Here is a 23,608-nt window from a genome sequence, read left to right as displayed (position 1 = left end):
GCGAGTACGTCCCTTAAAAATAAAAGAGCAAGCATGCCGTCCCTAGACGTATGCTTGCTCTTTTTCTTTTCAGACGGTTACAGATTACTGAACGGTTACCTGTACCTTCGTCATTTTACCAGCATATTTTACTGTAATTACAGCTTTGCCCTTACCCTGTGCTTTAATGTTACCGTCTTTGACGGTCGCAACGATAATTCTGGATGAGGACCAGACAGCCGGCTTGGAAACATCCTTCTCCGACTCATCCTTATACGTGGCTGTAGCCGTAACCTTAGCCAGCTGCCCTGCCTTCAAAGTCAAGGCGACTTCGTCCGTTTGCAGATATTTAAGCGTATCAACATCAACAGGCACGCTGATCACCTTACCGCCGAACTTCGCCTGAATGTTAGCTTTACCGTAGCTGATCGCGGTAACCTGACCTTTTTTGACGGTGGCTACCCTGTAGTTGGACGTTTTCCATTCAGCTTGGGTTGTAACATCCTTTTCTTTACCATCACTGGATTTAACCACAATCGCAATCGTTTTTTGATCCCCGGATTTCAGTGATAACGCAATGGCATCCGCTTCAATCTTTTGCGCTACGTCTACTTCTACCGTAAATGTAATGGTTTGCTTGCCATATGAAGCAGTGATCGTTGCCTTACCGCTAGCATTCGCTTTGATCAAACCTTCGCTAACTTCAACTACTTTTACATTGCTAGTAGTCCAAGTGGCGTCCTTGGTTACGTCTGTTTTTGTACCGCCACTCTTAACGCCTGTTACTTTCAGCTGCTTTGTTTCCTGAGCACCAAGCGCAATCACGCGCGAGTCTGTTTCCAGACGGTCCACAAGGCCCACTTGTACGTTTATTGTCAGTTTTTTGCCGTTATAGGTTGCTGTAATAACCGCTTTACCGGCTGCTTTACCCGTAATCGTTCCTTTGGACACAGAAGCAATATCTTCCGCGCTTGAAGCCCACTCCGCATCCTGTGTCACGTCTTCCTTGCGTCCATCCGCATAAGTAGCCGTCAGAGTTGCAATATAGTCCTCATTAATATCAATCGTTGCCGTTTTGGAAGACAAAGACAGATCACCAGGCACATTTACGGATACTGTAGCTGTAGCTGTTTTGCCGCCATAAGAAGCTGTGATCGTAGCCTCACCTGTTTTATAACCTGTGACTTCCCCCACGCTGACAAAAGCGATATCTTCATTGCTGGATTTCCACTCTGCCTTACTTGTGATATCTTCTTCCGTCCCTGTTACATAGGTTGCGGTCAGCTTGAGCTTTTTGGATTCCTTAGCATTCAAGCTCAGCTTGTCCTCGCTTAAATCCAGAAATCTAGAGGTTTCAATATCTGTCTTGATCGAAACCGTCTTATCTCCGTACTTAGCGGTCACTGTAGCCGACCCCGCTCCAATGGCCATAATCGTTCCTTTATTCACTGTTGCAATTTTTTCATCGCTTGATGTCCAAGCAGCTTTATCTGTGATATCTGTTACCGTACCATCCGGGTACACAGCAGATACCTGTATTTTTTTTGATTCATCCAAACGGAGAAAAATATTGGTTTCGCTGGCTTTCAGCTTATTCGTCTGATCCACATCCACCGCAATCGTAGCGGACATCGTGCCATATTTACCTGTGATTGTCGCCTTCCCTGTGCTATAGCCGGTAATAGTGCCTTTCAGAACATCTGCCACGGCTGTATTGCTGGAGCTCCACTCGGCAGACTCTGTAACATCCTGAGTCGATCCATCCGGGAACGTGGCTGTCAATTTAACCTTCTCCGTATCTTTTAACAAAAGAGAAACCTCTGATGTACTGGCATCCAGCCGTTTGACCTGCTCTACCTGTACAGCAATCGTTACGGTCTGTTGTCCATATACAGCCTTAATATTAGCTGAACCTGCTCCCTGAGCAGTAACTAATCCGTTGACTACAGTCGCTACCTTCTGATTATCCGAAGTCCAGGTCGCATCACCTGAAACCTGAGCTGTTGTATTATCACTGTAAGTCGCTGTCAGATTGATCTGTCCTGTACCGCTTGAACGCAAGTTCAGGCTTTGTACATTGGATGTCAGCGCCTTAACCTTTTTCGTTACATGTACCTGAACGGATTGTACCTTCTCCTTATAGGTCGCAATCACAGTGGCTTCCCCTTCAGCTTTGGCTGAAACTGTACCATTGTACACCGTAGCAATAGATGTATTATCACTTTTCCAATCTGTGCTTACGGTTACATTGGAGGTTGTCCCATCGCTATAAACAGCCGTTGCCGTCAACGCAGCTGTATCCCCCTGTTGCAAAGTTACCTCGTTAGACGAAAGGACAATCTTGGAAAGCACTGCTTCTGCTGCAGATGCAAACCCTGCATATGATGTAAAACTTGAAATCAGGATGACCAACGCCAGAAAACCGGACCATCTATTCTTCAAAATCTAATTCCCTCCCATTTCAAAGCTAAAAATTAAGGATTTCGCAAAATCCCTACACCTACGTTTTATGTCGTCATATGGAAAAGAATAGTTTAGACTTTAAAGAAAATTTGGTCCTTATTAACTAGAATCGGTACTTTTACAGACAGCTGTAAGCTGCTGCACGAATTCTCAGATGGTGGTACTCTTCCATATTGGGATCAAGCTGATGCATATAAACGACGGAGAACTGCTCGCTCGGATCTATAGAAACCCAGGTGCCCGCCATTCCCGACCAACCAAATTCCCCAATTGAGCTGTTGGCATGCCCAGCCGCTTTATCCATTAACGTGCGTACACCAAGTCCATAGCCATAACCTGTATGGTATGAATTGGTGAAATCCGATAGTTGAGCTGTATTCAGATGATTTGTACGCATTAAATCAATGGTTTTTCTCCCCAATAAGTTCACACCGTTTACCGTGCCGCCATTTGACATCATTTGTGAAAATGTGAGGTAATCTTTGACTGTCGAATATAAACCTGCGCCTCCACCTTCATATATAGCATCTGGCTGATGATATTCATCCAGGAAACCCTCAATTTTTTCAAGTTTTCCGGAGTCTGTCCGTTGGTACATGGAAGCCATCCGCGATTCAATATCTCCACGATAACGGTAACCTGTATTGTTCATTCCAAGCGGATCAAAGATTTCATCCTTCAAAAATTGCCCTAATGATTTACCTGAAATGACTTCAATAAGACCCGCAACAAGATCATGGCCATATCCGTATAACCATCGTGTTCCTGGTTCAAATGCAAGCGGAACTTCAGAAAGCGCTTTAATTTCTGTGCGCAGGTCATATTTCCCCTGCTTTTCCTTTAATCCTGCAATGGCCTTCTGCATAGCTTTTCCTGTTTCTGAAGACTCGGAAGCGTAAGGAAGACCTATACTCATATTGAATATATGCTTAATTAAAATGGGTTTTTCTGCCTTATCCACGTAGGTGTATCCGTTAGGAGCGGTTTTGAATACATGCGCATTACGAAATTCGGGAAGATATTCACATAAAGGCTCATTCAACAAAAATTGCCCACGTTCGTACAGCATAAGTGCAGCCGCACATACAACGACCTTTGTCATAGAAAACAAGCGATACACGGTATCTTCAGTAATCGGTTTCCGAGTTTCCACATCAGCATATCCATGATACCCTTCATACAACACTTGACCATTTTGTGCAATGGCACAACCACACCCTGCCGGCCCATTCGCTAAGAATCGTTGCAATAGCTGATCTACCTTGTCAAAACGAGACATTTTCATCCCTCCTATTTTCCTTCAAAAGAAACAAGCTTCCCCTCACGCTCTAATTCCTGTTCCAACAAGCTCAACCTGATTCCTTGTAAGCGCTTATTCCCTTGCATCTATTTTAACGGTAAACTTGGTAATTACAAAGATGATTTGTCATAATCAGATAGCTTTATACCAACAACTCTGCCACCGTCTCTTTCCAGCGATGGATCACCGATTCCGGCTCCTTGAGGCGAATTGTGACACCTGTCAAGATATCCGCATATTGAGCCGAATCTTCTCTGGCTGCAAAAACATGGGCCGCAAATCGCTCACGTACATGCTTGGCTCCGGGTAAAGCAGGCAGATGTTTCAGCGACAACCGCACATAATGCGCCTTTCCCCCGGTGAACACCGCAAGCGTTGCCTTCCCAGTACGGATCATGTTGCCTGTCGTGGTCGTACCCGGCCATAGGGCCAGACGCAAATTTCCCTCGTCCAGCGCTACAACCTCGCCCACACTAATCATCGCTATGTGCGGCCACTGATCTTCTGTAACCGTCAACAGCATCATTGCTTCTTGTTGCTTGTGCTCCAACTCCTTGCCGTTCAGCAGCGTGAACAGCTCCTTACCGATCCTTGGCGTCTGCATGAAGTATAATCCCCTTTACATTTGGCCTATAACTTCAAAATACCATAATTTACGGCTACTTACGAACGACCCTATATCCGCTCTGGAATAGGAGGAACATGAGCAGCATCCGGAATATCTTGGGGGTTTACCTTGAACGCCGATTTATACTTTGCTGGATCCGTAATGCTATCCGGTTCTGAGGTTCGCCATGTGAACAGGCATACAGGGCACAACAAAACCTCCCAGGCACCTTTAACCGGCGAATGGGAAACGACTTCTGAACGATTGGACTCACAACGGGGACAAATATGCATCTGTCAGCACTCCTTTAATCTTTCTTTGTTTTTAAAAATATTTAGCGAAGCATTTGGCTCAACTTTTTCTCCCATTCCGCTACACCCAGCGGGGAATCGAGCGGCTGCGAGTAATGGCCTCTAATATCCGGTGCTACAGGTGTCGTCGCATCCAGTATCATTTTGTGCGTCATACCTGCCGGATCAGAGCCGGGGTCAAGCGGTAAAATAGACAAGCCAGGAACAATGACAGCATCATGCTTTGGATGAAGCTTGGTGGATAAAGCCCACATGACTTGCGGCAGATTGAACGGATCGACCTCCTCGTCCACCACAATCACCAGCTTACAATACCCCAATCCATGCGGAGTCGTTAACGCACGTATTCCCACAGCCTTCGCAAAGCCGCCATACCGGGTTTTCGTGGAAATAATAGCGACCAGCCCATGCGTATACATGGCATTAACAGCTACGATTTCATTAGGAAAAGCATCCTTAAGCTGCTGAAACAACGGTACACTTGTATTCACACCGATCATATAATCCGTTTCCGTCCAAGGCATCCCGATGTACAGATGCTCAAAGATAGGCTGTTTGCGGTGATATACACGATTAATCTGAATGACTGGCATCGCGCGACCGCCAGAATAGTGACCTGTGAATTCACCGAATGGACCTTCATACTCACGTTCACCTGCTAACACTTCGCCTTCCAAAATGACCTCGGCTCCCCAAGGCAGATCCAGGTCTGCATCCTTCGCTTTGACCACACGATAAGGCTCACCCTGAATGGCGCCCGCCATCTCATATTCGGATTGATCGTACAGCAGCGGCGTAGAAGCAGCCGTTGTAATCACAGGCTCACATCCGAGGGCAATAGCCACCTTCAGATTTTCGCCACGCTCCTCAGCCTGACGGATATGGATCGCAATATCATGCTGTGGTACAGGCTGGATGCCCAAACGGTTCTTGCCTTTCACCTGCATCCGGTATAAGCCCACATTTTGCTTACCGTAGGTGTCCGGGTCATCCAGATCGCGTGAAATTAGAATTGCTTTATCCAAATAAAACCCTCCGTCCCCCTGATTCAAACGAAACAACGGCAAAATATCAAACAAATTAATATTCTCCGTAATCTCGACTTCATGAAAAGGAGCGGCGTCTTCCCGCTTCACGGGCACCGGAAATTGTTCATAGCGTCTGGCAAATTCAAAAAACTGCTCCTTGAGCGGCGTATTTTTGGGCATTCTCATCATGAGGGCATGATTGGGCCAGGAGCCCATCACATTCATTGCAATACGAGCATCCGTATATCCATAGATGTTGTTGAAAAAGAGAGCAGGCGTCTTATCTCCAAGATTGTTTAATGCTCTGTTAGCTGCTGCGAGGTCCGGCTCCGGCTTTACCTCATCGCTGATCGTGAGTAATTGTCCCTCCTTTTCCAAGGTGTGTAGAAAATCGCGAAAGTCTTTATAAGCCATCATTCATTCTCCTTCGTCTTTCGATTTCTCAATTCTGGTGCAGCCTGGAGTCATTCTGCTTCATCCCATCCCAGCGTTTGGCTGCGGTTGTGACAATACCGAACTGATCCAATGCGCGAAAAACAATATGATCCACTAATTCCTCAATACTTGCAGGATGATTATAAAAGGCAGGCATCGGCGGCAGGATCATCACGCCCATACGTGACAGCTCTAGCATATTTTCCAGATGGATACTGCTTAATGGTGTTTCTCTGGTCATGAGCAGCAGCTTCTTTCGCTCCTTCAGTATCACATCCGCTGATCGGGTAAGCAGGTTGTCCGCCATACCGATACGAATAGAGGCAAGAGTCTTCATACTGCAAGGAGCGACGACCATACCATCTACCCGGAAGGAGCCGCTAGAAATACGTGCGGCCTGATCCTTATACGAGTAGACTGCATCCGCCATTGCCTCCACTTCCTTCACCGTGTAGCCTGTCTCATAGGGAATGTTGGCAATAGCCCACGGGGATAGCACCAGATGGCTTTGGACTCCAGCCTCCCGTAATTGTTGCAATATACGGATACCAAAGATTGACCCTGTCGCTCCCGATATTCCTACAATGATTTTCTTCATATGTCCCCTCCTTCCATCCCATCGTTTTATGTTCACCCATGCATTACTGTCAAAAATTATACGCCCGTTCCCTGCACACGAAAAATATATATAATATATGTAATGCATACTTTAAAAGTATTTAAATCGAAGCGTTGCTTAGAAATGAGGAGGAATCCCCAATGGACTTGAAGCATCTGCATTACTTTTGCGTCATCGTGGAGGAAGGGCAAATCACCAAGGCCGCCAGAACGCTCAACATGGCCCAGCCTCCATTGAGTCAACAACTCAAAAATATGGAGGACGAGCTTGGTGTAAAGCTGATTTACCGTGAAGGAAAGAAGTGGGAAGTTACCGAGGCCGGATATACACTGTATACACGCGCCAAACGATTATTGGCTGAAATGGAGGACACCTGTAGAGAAATTGGGGAGTTTGAAAACAGAGTAACCGGCACACTTGCCATAGGCACGTCATCCGCCTGTATGTCTCTGATTACTGAACAACTCAGTCACTTTCATCAGGTTTATCCAGAGGTATACGTTAAAATAGGACACGGAGACACACATCATCTGGAAGAGCTGCTGCATCAAAATAAAGTCGATCTGGCCCTGCTGCTACTTCCGGTAGACAACAAATCGTACCATACGATTGAACTGGAGGGCGTTTCTTTTGTTGCGGTTCTTCCGTGTGAATGGGCAGATCGCCATCCCAGTGGGGAAATTACATTACAGGAAGCTGCCAGCTATGACCTCTTGTTGGGACGCCGAACAGAAGGACACGGACTATACGAAACCGTCATCCGCAAATTTCAGGAACACCATCTTATTCCGCGCGTCGTATTGGACTGTCCAGAAATATCGACCATTCTCTCGCTCGTTTCCACAGGCATGGGAATTACCATTATTCCAGACGCTGGCTTGGCACAAGAATACGGGGACAGATTTCGCACACTCTCCATTAAGGAGCCATTCCCCTTCACACAGCCTGCCGTCGTATGGCGCAAGGATCGTTATTTATCCAATGCAGCTCGCAAATTTGTTGAACTGCTACAAGCTGGAGACACGAAAAAGACTGTTCCCGAGTAGATGCTCTACCGCTCTACTCCTGAAACAGTCTGATGCTGGATGAACTTCCTTCATTCGGTCGTTGATACCAACTTATTTAACTCCTTGATGCCGATACTCGGTCGGAGTCATTCCACATTTGCGCCGAAATACCTGTGTAAAATGTCTCATATCTTGATAGCCAATCCGCTCGGAAATATCAGCCAGCCGCAGATGAGGATCATTTAGCAGCCGCTTTGCCTCTTCCATACGCAAGGAAATGACGTAATCCTTATAACCTTGTCCCGTCTTTTGCTTGAATAGCTGGCTGAAATATACTGGATTTAAAAATACGATTGAGGCCACTTTTTCCAGTGACAGCTCCTCTGTAAAGTGAGCCCGAATATACTGCAATGCTACATCAACTGTATGCATGCCCTTGCGGAGACATTCTCCTGTATCCGCTGCTGCGGCTGCAATCTCCTCTGGCGTTCGTCTTAGTCGCGCCACCTCTTCAGGTATGGATGAGAAATTGTGGTGGACACCTGAACGTGTAATTTGCAGAGGCACTCTGACATAACGCTTTAAATGGGATTCAAGCAACATCTCTAACCGTGCAGCCTCTGCTTCATCCCTTAGCCTTGCAATCCCCAGCAGACTATGGCGGTCTAGACTGACGACAAAACCGCTGCCTCCAGCCTCAATGAGCTCAGACAGTACATTTTCAATCATAAAATGCTCCAAATGTGTCTGCTTGTGATCAGGTTCCATGCGAACCATAAAAAGATGGAATTCTGGATAATTTTCGACGAAAGGCTGTATATCCAGCTTCCCCGTATCCAATCCGAGTGCATAACGTTGGAAAACAGCTTCACGTAAATAAACCATATTGGATTTAAGAAGCCTGCCCTCGTTCGCCTGTTGCGAGGCCACGAGCGCTTCGGCTGCTAACATTTCAATGCATTCCAGTAGCTTCTTTTTGCCGATTGGCTTTAACAGGTAGTCTTTGGCACCCAGCTTTACTGCTCTTTGCGCATATTGGAAGTCGGAATGGGCCGAAATGACAACCCACTGCAGATGAGGATGCTTTCGCTTGGAAATACGCATGAACTCCAGACCATCCATACCGGGCATCAGGATATCAGTCAATACAATATCCACAGGATGCTCCGCCAGAATGCCTGCTGCTTCCTCGGTGGAAGCAGCGAGATGAATGCCGCAGGTTGGTAGAGCTTGGCCAATAGTGCGCCGAATCCCCTGTCGAATCATATTTTCATCGTCAGCTATCAGAATATTCATGTTTCTCCTCCTTCTGTGGCAGAGGCACACTTACAGTGACTGTCGTTCCGGCCCCTGGTGTGCTGGAGATCCGTAGGCCGTACTCTTCTCCGAACATGTGCCGTAGCCGTAAATTTAGGTTTTGCAGGCCGATGCCTCCCGCCTGCCCGCTGCCCGCCTGTTTGCCGGGTTCTGCCAAAGCGACCTGGACCACCTCCCATCGTTCATATTCCATCCCTACACCATTGTCTATGATATGCAGACTCAATACACCGCCATACTCCTCCGCTCTGACGAGCAGTTTGCCACCTGTATCTGCATGAAGAGGCTCCAGCCCGTGTTTCACCGCATTTTCAATTAACGGCTGTAAGGTCATTTTGGGCAAACGGATATCCAGCCATTGTTCCTCAATGTTGACGTCAACAGATACCCTGCCCTCCAGCCGAGCTTGGATAATGGTGAGGTAGTGGCCGACTTGCTCTACCTCTTCTCGAAGACTTACATCGGCTCCCTCTTCCCAGTGACTGCTGTAACGGAACATATGGGATAAGGAGAGAACCACCTCACCGAGCTGATCCTGTCCCTTTTCATCCAGCATCCAATAGATCATATCCAGCGTATTGTACAGAAAATGTGGATTAACCTGCGTCTGTAGAGCGTGCAGCTCCGCATTTTTTTCGCTGACTGATGATATACGCACTAACTCAATCAGTTCTGCAATCTGTCTTACCATATGGTTGAAAGAAGTAGCCAACTGGTTGATTTCTTCATAGGATTCGATGTTTACCGTGTGACGAAAATTGCCTGTCTCTACCCGTTTCATTTCCCCAATAACTCGTTTGAGCGGATGGGAGATGCTCCTAGAGACGATGGACGCAATTAGCGCTGACACCATAATGAGTATAGGTGCCACGATAAATAAGTATCTTTGATTTTGCGCCAGTTCTACGTTCAGATCCTCACTGGGTGTCACACTAATCACCGACCAATCGGCAAACGGAAGTTTGGAAGCGATTACAACTTTCTCATTATTCCGATCTACAATTACATCCTCCTCCGGGACCTGTTCCTGTAGATTTCGCAAATCTGGTGGCGGATCAGAAGAAGTAGCCGATACAATTCGATTTTCATGGCCCAACAGATATACCTGACTATTAGTGCTCAGCCGCAAATTGTGGAGAGCGGACAATACTGAACGTGGTTCAGCCTCAAACAGAACAATACCAATCGGCTTGTGTTCATCCAGATCATAGAGCTGCCGTCCGAATGCAAACACAGGTCTGGTTTCCACTTGGTCGATGACAGAGTGAGGATAGACACCCAGCCATGCAATTTTGCCCGCCGATCTTCGAATTTCCCTGTACCATTCCGTATGCTCGTAATGAGTATCAATGACATTCATATAATTGCCATAATTGTATACCTTGCCTGTGTCTGTGATGACATGAATGCCGATTAGATCCTCCCGCGAATAGTAGATGGCTCCAAGGATATTTGTAATCGTACGTTCGTTGATGTAATTGACAGCAGGTAAATCACTATGATCTGTCGTCAGCAGACGAACCAAATCCATATTGTTGCTGATCGACTTGGAAAGACTGTTATAGCTGTCGAGCAGCAACTCGAACAGTCCTGCCGTCTGAGATACATTTTTACGCGCAAGCTCGCTGATCTTATCATGGAACTGCACTGTAGTACGGTTGTAAAATAATAGACTGACCGCCAGCACAATGCTGGACATGCTCAATAGGAACAGAACAAACAAGCGGTATTGAATGGATTGAAAACGGCGCATCATACCTCCGTGCGCTCCTTTCGCATCGGCCGCCTATCCCTTAACCGCTCCTGCAACCATGCCCTTGGTGATTTTTTCGGACAGGGCAAAATAAATAATAATGACCGGTAAGGCTCCCATAACTAGAAAAGCACCAATATTGCCGTAGTTCACAGAATACTGGCTGACAAACGTATAAACGCCGAAAGGGAGAGTTTTTAGCTTTTCGGACGAGATAAAGGTGGCAGCCATAATGTATTCATTCCAGATATTAATGAAAGTTAAAATACACACTGTCATGATAGGCGGAATCGAGATGGGTAAGATTACACTGCGGAAGATACGATAAATGCTCGCTCCGTCAATGTAGGCGGATTCTTCAATTTCGTGGGGAATGGACCGCATAAAGCCGGATAGGATGAAGACCGCAATCGGTGTCTGAAAAGCAATGTAGGGTAAAATCAGCGAGAAATACGTATTCAGAATATGGACGTTTTTAAACATCACCATCAACGGTAGCAGTGTAGCTTGCATGGGGATCATCATCCCGACCAAAAACAACGTCAGCACAACAGCCCCGAAACGCCAGCGGAAACGTGTAATTGCATAAGCAGTCATCGAGCTTAATACAATGACGAACATCATCGTAACCCCAGTCACCAGCACACTGTTTCCTAAATAACGCAAGTAGCTCCCCGATTCATAGGCTTCCTGATAGTTGTGCCACTGGGGCACTTGAGGGAGTGCAAAGAAGCTTGAACTTAATATCTCTTCATTCGTCTTCAACGAATAGGTCAACAACCAAAAGAGTGGATACAGCTGCGTGACCACTAAGACAGCCAACAGGGAGAAGACTCCCGTTTTTTTCAAGGCGTTCAACAGTCCCATCTCCTTTAGCTTACCTTATTTTCGATCCGTTTGAAAACAAAATTTATCACAATTGTAAATGACAAGCAGATTACTACGAGAAACGAAGCCAATGCACTGCCATACCCGTATTTCATAGATAAAAAGGACATATTGTACATATACGTGGATACTGTATCCGTCGCATGGGCCGGTCCTCCACCCGTCATCACCCAGATCAAATCAAACGATTGCAAGGACCCGATAAAGGCTAATACAATAGATATTTTGAAAATAGGCACAATGAGTGGCAACGTAATGTAACGGTCTGCTTTGAATCCTTCTGCCCCATCAATTTTAGCTGCTTCATACAGCTCATTGGGTATATTTTGTACACCGGTAAACTGGATAAGCAAATGGTAGCCAAAATATTGCCACAACGATACAAAATATAGAGCATACATCGCTATCTGTGGTTCCGTCAGCCAAGAGCGTGTCCAGCTTTCCAGCCCGACCGCCATCAAAATACCGTTCAGCATCCCACCCATCGAGGCCGGATTATAGATCGTTTTCCACAACTGCCCGATAATGACCACCGATAGAATGACCGGCAGAAAATACATCGTTACCAATGTATTTGCCTTACGCACATAACGATTGAGTAAAATCGCCAGCAGCAGACAGAGTGGAATTTCCAGCATGGAAAATACAGCGAACATCATCGTCCGCTTCACGGACGGCCAGAACACTGGATCGGCTGTAAAAATTCGTTTGAAATTAGCTAGCCCCACAAACTTCGCCTCTGCAATTCCGTTCCAATCTAGCAACCCGCAATACACAGATACCAGAATCGGAACAAATACCATACAGGTATACAGCAACAGGCAGGGCAGCACGAAAACGGCAATCGTGCGTGCCGGCACCTTCAGTACATTCATGCTCTAATCTCCTTTGTGTTGATTCGGAGTATCTTCTGGGGATGCTTAACCATATGTGATTCCGAATCAGGAAAGGGTACTTTCGCTCCCTCCCCTAGAGTCCGCTACTTCAGGATTTTTGCAAAATCCTCACTTATTTATTGGCTTCAAAAGTGTTCTGGTGTTCCTTCGCAACTTGCGCAGAGTCTTCTTGTTGCACAAACAGGTTTTGAATGCTACTTAGATGCGCCTGCGCAATAGCCGGATTCATCGTATTATCAAAAGCGAGGTCTCCTCCTTTTACATTTTTGAACAGCTCATTGAGACTAATGGCTAGTTCGGAATAACCAGCTTCCTTCAGATCGCCTTTCATTTTCTGACCACTGCCAATTGCATTTTTCAGATCAAACTGAATCTTGGGCATCTCTGTAATAAAATAGTGCAGAAAGTCCTTCGTCTCCTGTAAATGTTCACTATTCGCAGATACCGCAAACGCGCTACCTGGCGCGATGACATACTCATTTACATTCCCTTTGCCATTGACCGTAGGGAACTGAAACGCTCCGACCTTACCCGCTACCGGGGAAGCATCAATAGAACCTGTTTCCCAAGTGCCCATGATATACATCGCAGCTTTTCTTGTTTTAAAAATATTACCACCTGCATTATAGTCAATAGATGTGGCTCCATCCGGGAAAGCCCCAGCCTGCACCAATTCCTGGAACGCATCCACAGCTTCCACAAAAGCCGGGTCGTTAAACGTCTTTTTGCCATCCAGCACATCATTAAGGAAGTTTGGTCCTTCATTCGTACGCAACAGAATATTCATAAAAAGGAGGGAACCGGTCCATGAATCCTTTTCCCCAATAGCAATTGGAGTAATTCCCTTCGCTTTTAGTGTCTTGACCGTCGTAATCAGCTCATCAAAGGTAGTCGGCAACTTTTGAATTCCCGCCTGCTCGAACAGCTCTTTGTTGTAAAAGACCACTTCTATATTGTTACCATCCGGAAAAGCATACAACTTATCATCGAAGCTATAGTAATTAAGAAGGCCATCCTGAAACGTATCTTTTAACCCCTCTTTATCAGCTACATCATTTAATGGTGCCAGTAGCCCGGCATCTACAAAGGGCTTCATCTGTGCAGCCGGATTTACAATCGTAATATCCGGTACTTCCTTCGCTGCTGCTTGTGTTTTTAGCTTGAGCTTTTGCTGATCTGTATTTAACGAATCCAATTCAATTTTGACATGAGGGTGATCCTGCTCGTATTGACTTACAATCTGCTTAATCATTTTGTACGAAGGGGTGCTCGGATCAGGATTGATGTTTTGAAAAGTAATCGTCACATCCTTCGTTACATTGCCTCCACCCTTTTCCCCTGAATTTCCCGGACCTGCGCTCTGTCCGTTATTACAAGCTGCCAGCGTCAATGCCAAGGCGCCCGCCGCCACAACGGCAAACGCTTTCATCTTTATTCTGCTCATGTTCCTATTCCTCCTCTGGTTGAAGCATTGCGCAATTTATCCTCCTAGTCGGTGGACACTCAATGCCCGCTTGTTCTTTTCATTATGTTCCATAGAAAAGACGTGAACAATGCGTGAACTTAAGGAGAAGGGTTTGTTTTTTTAAGCCCTCATTTGCGTGCTTCAAAATTCATTCATATCATAACTTGCAATTTATCTAGAAGACAGGCATAATATGAATAAGATCGTTATTTGATAATGATTATCATTATTAAATAATAAATACACATAGACTTTAAAGGAGGCAGGACCGCAGTGAAAGAAGCTTTTAGTAAAACCTCCCTGCATATCGATGATTATTTGGATCTTCTCAATCTTGCCGTACAAGTCGGAGATACAAAGTGGCAAAAGGAAATTACCCGTAAACTTCAAGCCTTAAGTGCCCTCCAGGCAGAACAGGTTGAAATAGATTAACATCGCACAGTGCTGGATGTCAGTTGAAACAGCGCGTCAGGCAGCACTATACAAGGACAACCAGAATATTGTAGTGCTTTTAACTAAAGGCATGCCATGAGCCTTTCATATGAATGATAAATGAATCGGATATACAAAAAAAGAGCACAGCCATTAAGGCTGTGCTCTTTTTTTGTGCTTGGCAACGTCCTACTCTCCCAGGACCCTGCGGTCCAAGTACCATCGGCGCTGGAGGGCTTAACGGTCGTGTTCGGGATGGGTACGTGTGGAACCCCTCCGCTATCGCCACCAAACATGAATTTGCCTCGCAAATTCTAACTTCAAGGTTACACCTTGAAAACTGGATCCGAAACTTCCTTGCGTCTTATCTTTAGGATAAGCCCTCGACCGATTAGTATTGGTCAGCTCCATGCATTACTGCACTTCCACCCCCAACCTATCTACCTCGTCGTCTTCAAGGGGTCTTACGTATTGGGAAATCTCATCTTGAGGGGGGCTTCACGCTTAGATGCTTTCAGCGCTTATCCCTTCCGTACATAGCTACCCAGCGGTGCTCCTGGCGGAACAACTGGTACACCAGCGGTACGTCCATCCCGGTCCTCTCGTACTAAGGACAGCTCCTCTCAAATTTCCTACGCCCACGACAGATAGGGACCGAACTGTCTCACGACGTTCTGAACCCAGCTCGCGTACCGCTTTAATGGGCGAACAGCCCAACCCTTGGGACCTACTTCAGCCCCAGGATGCGATGAGCCGACATCGAGGTGCCAAACCTCCCCGTCGATGTGGACTCTTGGGGGAGATAAGCCTGTTATCCCCAGGGTAGCTTTTATCCGTTGAGCGATGGCCCTTCCATGCGGTACCACCGGATCACTAAGCCCGACTTTCGTCCCTGCTCGACTTGTAGGTCTCGCAGTCAAGCTCCCTTCTGCCTTTGCACTCTTCGAATGATTTCCAACCATTCTGAGGGAACCTTGGGGCGCCTCCGTTACTCTTTAGGAGGCGACCGCCCCAGTCAAACTGCCCACCTGACACTGTCCTCGTACCGGATCACGGTACCAAGTTAGAACCTAGATACGATCAGGGTGGTATCCCAAGGATGCCTCCTCTCAAGCTGGCGCTCAAGATTCAACGGCTCCCACCTATCCTGTACAGATCGTACCCAAATTCAATATCAAGCTGCAGTAAAGCTCCATGGGGTCTTTCCGTCTTGTCGCGGGTAACCTGCATCTTCACAGGTATTAAAATTTCACCGGATCTCTCGTTGAGACAGCGCCCAAGTCGTTACGCCATTCGTGCGGGTCAGAATTTACCTGACAAGGAATTTCGCTACCTTAGGACCGTTATAGTTACGGCCGCCGTTTACTGGGGCTTCGGTTCATAGCTTCGCCCGAAGGCTTACCACTCCCCTTAACCTTCCAGCACCGGGCAGGCGTCAGCCCGTATACTTCGCCTTGCGGCTTCGCACAGACCTGTGTTTTTGCTAAACAGTCGCTTGGGCCTTTTCACTGCGGCCCCCTCGGGCTATTCACCCTACCGAGGCACCCCTTCTCCCGAAGTTACGGGGTCATTTTGCCGAGTTCCTTAACGAGAGTTCTTCCGCGCGCCTTAGAATTCTCTTCTCGCCTACCTGTGTCGGTTTGCGGTACGGGCACCTTCTCCTGGCTAGAGGCTTTTCTTGGCAGTCTGAGATCATGACCTTCGCTACTATAATTTTCGCTCCCCATCACAGCCCAGCCTTACGATGTGCGGATTTGCCTACACATCAGCCTCACTGCTTAGACGGACATCCATCAGTCCGCGTCACTACCCTACTGCGTCACCCCATCGCTCATCACGGATTACGGTGGTACAGGAATTTCGACCTGTTGTCCTTCGACTACGCCTATCGGCCTCGCCTTAGGTCCCGACTTACCCTGAGCGGACGAACCTTCCTCAGGAACCCTTAGGCTTTCGGCGGATCTGATTCTCACAGATCTTTTCGTTACTCATACCGGCATTCTCACTTGAATGCAGTCCAGCGCTCCTTCCGGTACACCTTCAACCCGCATTCAACGCTCCCCTACCCCTGATGCAAAGCATCAAGCCATAGCTTCGGTGGTGTGTTTAGCCCCGTTACATTTTCGGCGCAGAGTCACTCGACCAGTGAGCTATTACGCACTCTTTCAATGGTGGCTGCTTCTAAGCCAACATCCTGGTTGTCTGTGCAACTCCACATCCTTTCCCACTTAACACACACTTGGGGACCTTAGCTGATGGTCTGGGCTGTTTCCCTTTCGACAATGGATCTTAGCACTCACTGTCTGACTCCCGGAACTAAATCTATGGCATTCGGAGTTTGACTGAGCTTGGTAACCCTTGCGGGCCCCGCACCCAATCAGTGCTCTACCTCCACGATTCTTCTTTCCGAGGCTAGCCCTAAAGCTATTTCGGGGAGAACCAGCTATCTCCGGGTTCGATTGGAATTTCTCCGCTACCCCCACCTCATCCCCGCATTTTTCAACATGCGTGGGTTCGGGCCTCCAGTGCGTGTTACCGCACCTTCACCCTGGACAGGGGTAGATCACCCGGTTTCGGGTCTACGTCCACGTACTCAGTCGCCCTATTCAGACTCGCTTTCGCTGCGGCTTCAGCTCTTCACCTTAACCTTGCACGGGAACGTAACTCGCCGGTTCATTCTACAAAAGGCACGCCATCACCCATAGATCGGGCTCTGACTTCTTGTAAGCACACGGTTTCAGGATCTATTTCACTCCCCTTCCGGGGTGCTTTTCACCTTTCCCTCACGGTACTGCTTCACTATCGGTCGCCAGGGAGTATTTAGCCTTGGCAGATGGTCCTGCCGGATTCATACGGGGTTTCACGTGCCCCGCACTACTCGGGATCCGTCTCGGAGGGAACAGGTTTTGAATTACAGGGCTTTTACCTTCTCTGGCGGGCCTTTCCAGACCTCTTCATCTAACCGGTTCCTTTGTAACTCCATGTGAGACGTCCCACAACCCCAAGGAGCAAGCTCCTTGGTTTGGGCTAATCCGCGTTCGCTCGCCGCTACTGACGGAATCACTATTGTTTTCTCTTCCTCAGGGTACTTAGATGTTTCAGTTCCCCTGGTCTGCCTCTCACTCACCTATGAATTCAGTGAGTAGTGACTGTCGATGAAGACAGCCGGGTTTCCCCATTCGGACATCCCCGGATCAAAGCTTGCTTACAGCTCCCCGAGGCCTTATCGTTGTTCGCCACGTCCTTCGTCGGCTCCTGGCGCCTAGGCATCCTCCGTGTGCTCTTTGTAGCTTAACCTAGTATCTACATTGTAAATACGATATGCTACCTTTATTTCACTTGTTTACACAAGATCAGCTTAAAGGAATATTCTAAAACGCAATTTCGTTTCGGTATCCAGTTTTCAAGGTGCAATTCGAGAGTTTGAACCCTCAAAACTGAGCAACGAGTGAGTAAGTTTGAAGCTTATGCTTCATATTTGAATGTTTCCATTGCAGGAAACGATTCTCCATAGAAAGGAGGTGATCCAGCCGCACCTTCCGATACGGCTACCTTGTTACGACTTCACCCCAATCATCTACCCCACCTTCGGCGGCTGGCTCCTTGCGGTTACCTCACCGACTTCGGGTGTTGTAAACTCTCGTGGTGTGACGGGCGGTGTGTACAAGACCCGGGAACGTATTCACCGCGGCATGCTGATCCGCGATTACTAGCAATTCCGACTTCATGTAGGCGAGTTGCAGCCTACAATCCGAACTGAGACCGGCTTTTCTAGGATTGGCTCCACCTCGCGGCTTCGCTTCCCGTTGTACCGGCCATTGTAGTACGTGTGTAGCCCAGGTCATAAGGGGCATGATGATTTGACGTCATCCCCACCTTCCTCCGGTTTGTCACCGGCAGTCTGCTTAGAGTGCCCAGCTTGACCTGCTGGCAACTAAGCATAAGGGTTGCGCTCGTTGCGGGACTTAACCCAACATCTCACGACACGAGCTGACGACAACCATGCACCACCTGTCTCCTCTGTCCCGAAGGAAAGGCCTATCTCTAGACCGGTCAGAGGGATGTCAAGACCTGGTAAGGTTCTTCGCGTTGCTTCGAATTAAACCACATACTCCACTGCTTGTGCGGGTCCCCGTCAATTCCTTTGAGTTTCAGTCTTGCGACCGTACTCCCCAGGCGGAATGCTTAATGTGTTAACTTCGGCACCAAGGGTATCGAAACCCCTAACACCTAGCATTCATCGTTTACGGCGTGGACTACCAGGGTATCTAATCCTGTTTGCTCCCCACGCTTTCGCGCCTCAGCGTCAGTTACAGCCCAGAGAGTCGCCTTCGCCACTGGTGTTCCTCCACATCTCTACGCATTTCACCGCTACACGTGGAATTCCACTCTCCTCTTCTGCACTCAAGCTCTCCAGTTTCCAGTGCGACCCGAAGTTGAGCCTCGGGATTAAACACCAGACTTAAAGAGCCGCCTGCGCGCGCTTTACGCCCAATAATTCCGGACAACGCTTGCCCCCTACGTATTACCGCGGCTGCTGGCACGTAGTTAGCCGGGGCTTTCTTCTCAGGTACCGTCACTCTTGTAGCAGTTACTCTACAAGACGTTCTTCCCTGGCAACAGAGCTTTACGATCCGAAAACCTTCATCACTCACGCGGCGTTGCTCCGTCAGGCTTTCGCCCATTGCGGAAGATTCCCTACTGCTGCCTCCCGTAGGAGTCTGGGCCGTGTCTCAGTCCCAGTGTGGCCGATCACCCTCTCAGGTCGGCTACGCATCGTCGCCTTGGTAGGCCATTACCCCACCAACTAGCTAATGCGCCGCAGGCCCATCCACAAGTGACAGATTGCTCCGTCTTTCCTCCTTCTCCCATGCAGGAAAAGGATGTATCGGGTATTAGCTACCGTTTCCGGTAGTTATCCCTGTCTTGTGGGCAGGTTGCCTACGTGTTACTCACCCGTCCGCCGCTAGGTTATGTAGAAGCAAGCTTCTACATAACCCCGCTCGACTTGCATGTATTAGGCACGCCGCCAGCGTTCGTCCTGAGCCAGGATCAAACTCTCCATTAAAGACCAACCGAAGTTGGTTTATAGAAAGAGCGATTAGCTCATGTTGAAACTGACGAGATAAAATATCTTATTGTTGATTTTGCGAACAAAATCAGTTTACTCACTCGTTGTTCAGTTTTCAAAGATCAAATTCTTTTTCGCTGCGTTTTTCAGCAGCTATAAGATCATATCATGTTCATTTCAAAAATGCAAGGTTTTTTTCTTCTTTTCGAAGATTGTTTCGCCCTAGTTATTCTTTTTCGAAACGGCTGTTTTATTGTCAGCTCAAATAATATACCATTTTCAACTACAGAATACAACTTGTAATATTTTACAAATATCCAATATCTAAATTTTATTTACTAATAGTCAGTTATTTCAACATGTACTACTTTTTAAAAAAACTATATCGTTGATTTGCCGCTAAACGCGTCGTCGATTTTTTGATATTTATAATACTCGTTCCTTTTATTCGCTTATTGTCAGAAGACTTACAATTAGACGGAGTCTTTTAGCCCCCCGCCTAACGATGCTCATCATTTTATAACCTACAAATCTCATGGGCACATTGGCCATACGAAGGACAACAGCACATGGCACGCAACACCTTTAGGTCATGAATAACGATTTTTCCGTCTCTCGTATCCAAGGTTCCCTGCTCTTTTAGCGAGCTCAGCATCCGATTCACACTTTCGCGCGTTGCTCCAATCATCTCGCCCAGTTCGGAGTGACTTAGCTTCATGTTCAGTAAAATGCCATCCTTCACAGCTACACCACATGTATTACTTGCACGGATCAGTGTAGACGCTAGTGCCCCCGTTTTACCATACAACAGTAAGTCCCGAAACCGTGATTGCATAATTCGTTGCTTCATTGCCATCCACTGTATGAACTGAAGCGCCATTTCCCCGTTCTTAGACAGGAGAGACTCCAGGTCCTTAACAAGCACGACACCTAACTCACACACATCGGCTGTTTCTGCAGTACAACTATACTCTTCCCCATCTATCCCACTAAACTCCCCGATCAAATCGCCTTGGTGCTGAATAGTCAGAATCAATTCTTTACCGTCTTCTGTCGATTTACGGAGTTTAACATGACCCGAATGTATATAATAAAGCTGCTCCGCATCATCACCCTCTCGAAAAAGCATAACGCCTGCCTTTACCTTCTTCCACGACATAATATCTTTTAACAGCTCAAAATGCTCTTCCGTCAGAAAAAGCTGAATCCCCGTGCGCTGCGTTTCGTCCCTAAACCGTTCCATACAAGTGGCTTGCATATTAGCGTCCTCCTCGTGTTTACCTGATATCTTTATCATAATGTTTTGATTCCTGGGTTGTTATCGGGAGAACACCTGATTTTGCACCTCCCTACTCCCTGATTTGCAGTGATAAATATCACTTCCAGGATTATCTAACGCCCCATTTATCGCCCCGCCTCTTATTGATTACCCAGTCTAATGAAAAGTCAGTGTTTCCTGCGCCTATAGATCAGGGGGTTCCCTGAATTACTTTTGTACCTGTCGGAATTACAATAAGTTAGAGCTACAGTTGGTTAAGATAAAGGATGTGTCTTCTATGCTACAAATAACGGATGAAATGCGAAATGAACTGAACCAGTTGCGAGATCATGTTCATGGGGATCTCACTGCACTTGCATTTATGTCCAGGTCAGGGGGTAAGTTGCATTGGTATTATGCCTCCGGCAGCCGAAACAATCGCTATCGCCTTATCTCTTTTAAAGTCGGTCATGGGATTGCCGGGATGGCTGTTCGTCTGGGGCGTACCGTAACCGTTAGCGCTTTAATATCAGGCAGTATACGTTTACGTCAAGAATGTGCGCTTATGCTGGCCGAACAGTTACATTCTGCAGTAGCCATTCCCTTTTCCAGTACAGGAGACTTGCCAAACGGTGTGCTACTTGTTGGTAACCGTGAAGTGAGAACATTCACCGAATCTGATGTAGCCAAGGCCACTCAAGTCGCTCATCGCCTTGGCCAGCTATGTGCTCTCCCTCTCACTCCATAGATTGATATTTGAAGAAAAATAAAATTATAAATATAAGTGGACATGAACAGCTCATCTAACTATCTCTGTTGATTGAAATCCCTAAAATTTGCTATGATTATGACAAAACGCACGGTTTTTTTACCGTTCGAGGGGATGACTAATTGATTCGTATACTAGTAGTGGATGATCATGTTGTCGTACGTTCTGGCCTCATGGCCCTATTGGACGGCAAAAACGGTATTAAGGTAGTAGGAGATGCCGCAGACGGGGATGAAGCAATCCGCAAAGCGGTGGAGCTACAACCTGATGTCGTGCTCATGGATTTTAGTATGCCACCTGGCAAAGATGGCCTCACGGCAACCACCGAATTAAAAAAACAGTTGCCGGATACAGAAGTGCTTATTTTAACGATGCATGATGATGAGGAATATCTGTTCCGAGCCATTCAAGCCGGAGCATCTGGATATATTTTAAAAAGTGCACCTCATGAGGAATTACTCGCTGCCATCCAGTCTGTGGCCGAAGGCAGTGCCTATCTATACCCCAATGCAACCAAACGCCTGATGAGTGAATATCTGGACAAAATCAAACAAGAGGGCATTGCCGGACCGTATGAATCCCTGTCTGAGCGGGAAAAAGAGATCCTATCATGGGTAGCCAAAGGATATGCCAACAAGGAAATTGCCGAACACCTGGTGATTAGCGTCAAAACCGTAGAGTCCCACAAAAGCAACCTTATGGAGAAGCTTAACTTGAAAACACGGCCTGAGTTGGTCAAATTTGCACTGAAAAAGGGGTTGCTCCATTATGAATGAACCTTCTAACCCTTTACTGCAGCCCGCCTTTGGGGAGTCAACCGATAAACTACTGAATGATTTGGAAATTCATATACCAGATTCTCCTTTTCTCCATGTACTGCGTAGTTCTCTCCACCAGCTATCCAATCTTAAATTTGCTCTAGATACATCTTCCATCGTTGCTCTGACCGATCATCGAGGAATTATTCAGTACGTAAACGATAAGTTCTGTGAGATTTCGCAATATAGTCGTGAAGAATTGATCGGGCAGGATCATCGTCTCATTAATTCGGGCTATCATACTCGAGCCTTCATGAAGAACCTGTGGACTACGATCCGTTCTGGTGAGGTATGGCAGGGAGAAATACGAAATCGTGCTAAAGATAACAGCTACTACTGGGTAAATACTACGATTGTTCCATTTATGGACGAGGAAGGTAAACCCTATCAGTACTTAGCGATCCGTAATGAAGTAACAAAATTAAAAAAAGTAGAGGCAGAGCTTCAGACCATGATGACGCAAGTCATGCAAATACAGGAGGAAGAGCGTAAACGCTTTTCAAGAGAGCTTCATGATGGGATTGGTCAAAGCCTGTTTTCACTTATTATTCAACTAGATAGCCAACTAGCTGAACAGCCCAGTGCTACTCTGGAAAATCTACGTACACAGGTAACTGATATCATTAAAGATGTTCGTGGCTTAGCGTGGGAACTTCGTCCCTCAGTTCTGGATGATTTGGGTGTCGTACCGGCCCTAAGAACTTATATTGAAAATTTCTGTTCGCATTACGGAATCGAAGTGCATTTTCAATGTACTTTACGTAAACGCCTTGATATCCGAAAAGAAATAGCAATCTATAGAATTGTACAAGAAGCACTGACGAATGTGGCTAAATACGCAGATGTAGCAGAAGCATACGTTGATGTAGAGGATCAAGACGAAATAATAAAAGTAACTATTCGGGATGAGGGTATGGGCTTCTCTGGAGAATCCAAAGGAGAGGGAGTTGGATTGTTCAGCATGGAAGAACGAGCTAGAGGAGTAGGCGGCTTCATGAGCATGACTTCTGCTCCAAATCAGGGAACCTCCATCCAACTAACCATTCCAGTGTAAAATCTGTGCACTAGATCAGTTATCGGTGTATCCCCATGCAGGAACAGGAGAGATACACCGATGGCAAGCACTAACAATAGCCATCACTTTGTGGAATCTATGGAATATAAATGTACAAAAAAAAGAGAGAGCTCTGTC

Annotated in this window: 17 protein-coding genes and 3 rRNA genes; 5 read left to right on the top strand and 15 right to left on the bottom strand. The window is 46.9% G+C overall.

Annotated features, from left to right (window positions below; genetic code table 11):
• Nucleotides 1–84: 84 nt before the first annotated feature.
• The 6 genes from PPM_RS02140 to PPM_RS02115 form a co-directional block, all read right to left on the bottom strand.
• On the bottom strand, nucleotides 85–2,421 hold the full coding sequence (locus PPM_RS02140) for an Ig-like domain-containing protein (protein ID WP_013369038.1): 2,337 nt from the start codon (nucleotides 2,419–2,421) through the stop codon (nucleotides 85–87).
• Nucleotides 2,422–2,560: 139 nt separating this feature from the next.
• On the bottom strand, nucleotides 2,561–3,721 hold the full coding sequence (locus PPM_RS02135) for a serine hydrolase domain-containing protein (protein WP_013369037.1): 1,161 nt from the start codon (nucleotides 3,719–3,721) through the stop codon (nucleotides 2,561–2,563).
• A gap of 163 nt (nucleotides 3,722–3,884) precedes the next feature.
• Nucleotides 3,885–4,346 carry a hypothetical protein gene (locus PPM_RS02130; protein ID WP_013369036.1) on the bottom strand — a complete coding sequence of 154 codons (462 nt, stop codon included), beginning with the start codon at nucleotides 4,344–4,346 and terminating at the stop codon, nucleotides 3,885–3,887.
• 71 nt (nucleotides 4,347–4,417) lie between these two features.
• A complete protein-coding gene (locus PPM_RS02125) occupies nucleotides 4,418–4,642 on the bottom strand; it encodes a non-oxidative hydroxyarylic acid decarboxylases subunit D (protein ID WP_016818874.1) in 225 nt (74 codons plus the stop codon).
• Nucleotides 4,643–4,683: 41 nt separating this feature from the next.
• Complete coding sequence (locus PPM_RS02120; RefSeq protein WP_043885860.1) at nucleotides 4,684–6,102, bottom strand: non-oxidative hydroxyarylic acid decarboxylases subunit C; 1,419 nt, start codon at nucleotides 6,100–6,102, stop codon at nucleotides 4,684–4,686.
• 28 nt (nucleotides 6,103–6,130) lie between these two features.
• Nucleotides 6,131–6,721, bottom strand: coding sequence for a flavin prenyltransferase UbiX (locus tag PPM_RS02115; RefSeq protein WP_013369033.1), 591 nt, complete (start codon nucleotides 6,719–6,721; stop codon nucleotides 6,131–6,133).
• Between the two features lie 161 nt (nucleotides 6,722–6,882).
• Between PPM_RS02115 and PPM_RS02110 the strand changes: the two genes are divergently transcribed.
• Nucleotides 6,883–7,788, top strand: a complete 906-nt coding sequence (locus PPM_RS02110; protein WP_013369032.1) for a LysR family transcriptional regulator — start codon at nucleotides 6,883–6,885, stop codon at nucleotides 7,786–7,788.
• 72 nt (nucleotides 7,789–7,860) lie between these two features.
• Here the strand turns inward: PPM_RS02110 and PPM_RS02105 are convergent, their stop codons facing one another.
• The 5 genes from PPM_RS02105 to PPM_RS02085 form a co-directional block, all read right to left on the bottom strand.
• A complete protein-coding gene (locus tag PPM_RS02105) occupies nucleotides 7,861–9,045 on the bottom strand; it encodes a response regulator (protein ID WP_013369031.1) in 1,185 nt (394 codons plus the stop codon).
• Nucleotides 9,026–10,822 (bottom strand): cache domain-containing sensor histidine kinase, encoded by a 1,797-nt coding sequence (locus PPM_RS02100; RefSeq protein WP_013369030.1) that lies wholly within the window; start codon nucleotides 10,820–10,822, stop codon nucleotides 9,026–9,028. Before PPM_RS02100 ends, PPM_RS02105 begins: the two co-directional genes overlap by 20 nt.
• Nucleotides 10,823–10,852: 30 nt before the next feature.
• A complete protein-coding gene (locus PPM_RS02095; protein ID WP_014599411.1) occupies nucleotides 10,853–11,686 on the bottom strand; it encodes a carbohydrate ABC transporter permease in 834 nt (277 codons plus the stop codon).
• Between the two features lie 5 nt (nucleotides 11,687–11,691).
• Nucleotides 11,692–12,582, bottom strand: a complete 891-nt coding sequence (locus tag PPM_RS02090; RefSeq protein ID WP_013369028.1) for a carbohydrate ABC transporter permease — start codon at nucleotides 12,580–12,582, stop codon at nucleotides 11,692–11,694.
• A 133-nt stretch (nucleotides 12,583–12,715) separates the two neighbouring features.
• On the bottom strand, nucleotides 12,716–14,047 hold the full coding sequence (locus tag PPM_RS02085; protein ID WP_013369027.1) for an extracellular solute-binding protein: 1,332 nt from the start codon (nucleotides 14,045–14,047) through the stop codon (nucleotides 12,716–12,718).
• A gap of 294 nt (nucleotides 14,048–14,341) precedes the next feature.
• On the opposite strand from PPM_RS02085, the gene PPM_RS29545 reads away from it, so the two are divergent.
• Nucleotides 14,342–14,500, top strand: a complete 159-nt coding sequence (locus tag PPM_RS29545) for a hypothetical protein (RefSeq protein ID WP_013369026.1) — start codon at nucleotides 14,342–14,344, stop codon at nucleotides 14,498–14,500.
• Nucleotides 14,501–14,676: 176 nt separating this feature from the next.
• Here PPM_RS29545 and rrf read toward each other — a convergent pair.
• The 4 genes from rrf to PPM_RS02065 all read right to left on the bottom strand — a co-directional run bounded on the left by rrf (nucleotide 14,677) and on the right by PPM_RS02065 (nucleotide 20,829).
• Nucleotides 14,677–14,793: ribosomal RNA gene (rrf, locus tag PPM_RS02080) — 5S ribosomal RNA — on the bottom strand.
• Between the two features lie 78 nt (nucleotides 14,794–14,871).
• A 23S ribosomal RNA gene (locus PPM_RS02075) occupies nucleotides 14,872–17,797 on the bottom strand.
• A 217-nt stretch (nucleotides 17,798–18,014) separates the two neighbouring features.
• Nucleotides 18,015–19,568: ribosomal RNA gene (locus PPM_RS02070) — 16S ribosomal RNA — on the bottom strand.
• The 16S, 23S and 5S rRNA genes sit together here, the layout of an rRNA operon.
• A gap of 520 nt (nucleotides 19,569–20,088) precedes the next feature.
• Nucleotides 20,089–20,829 carry a Crp/Fnr family transcriptional regulator gene (locus PPM_RS02065; RefSeq protein WP_013369025.1) on the bottom strand — a complete coding sequence of 247 codons (741 nt, stop codon included), beginning with the start codon at nucleotides 20,827–20,829 and terminating at the stop codon, nucleotides 20,089–20,091.
• Between the two features lie 298 nt (nucleotides 20,830–21,127).
• Here PPM_RS02065 and PPM_RS02060 point away from each other — a divergent pair, with 298 nt between their 5' ends.
• From PPM_RS02060 to PPM_RS02050, 3 genes are all read left to right on the top strand, one after another.
• Nucleotides 21,128–21,577: a GAF domain-containing protein gene (locus tag PPM_RS02060; protein ID WP_013369024.1), complete on the top strand. Its 450-nt coding sequence runs from the start codon at nucleotides 21,128–21,130 to the stop codon at nucleotides 21,575–21,577.
• Nucleotides 21,578–21,720: 143 nt separating this feature from the next.
• On the top strand, nucleotides 21,721–22,374 hold the full coding sequence (locus PPM_RS02055) for a response regulator (RefSeq protein ID WP_013369023.1): 654 nt from the start codon (nucleotides 21,721–21,723) through the stop codon (nucleotides 22,372–22,374).
• On the top strand, nucleotides 22,367–23,470 hold the full coding sequence (locus PPM_RS02050) for a PAS domain-containing sensor histidine kinase (RefSeq protein WP_013369022.1): 1,104 nt from the start codon (nucleotides 22,367–22,369) through the stop codon (nucleotides 23,468–23,470). Before PPM_RS02055 ends, PPM_RS02050 begins: the two co-directional genes overlap by 8 nt.
• The last annotated feature ends 138 nt before the right edge of the window (nucleotides 23,471–23,608 follow it).

This window comes from Paenibacillus polymyxa M1 (assembly GCF_000237325.1).
Lineage (GTDB): Bacteria > Bacillota > Bacilli > Paenibacillales > Paenibacillaceae > Paenibacillus > Paenibacillus polymyxa_C.
Note: the sequence above shows the minus strand (reverse complement) of the source record. Positions and strands in the feature narration are given on the sequence as shown.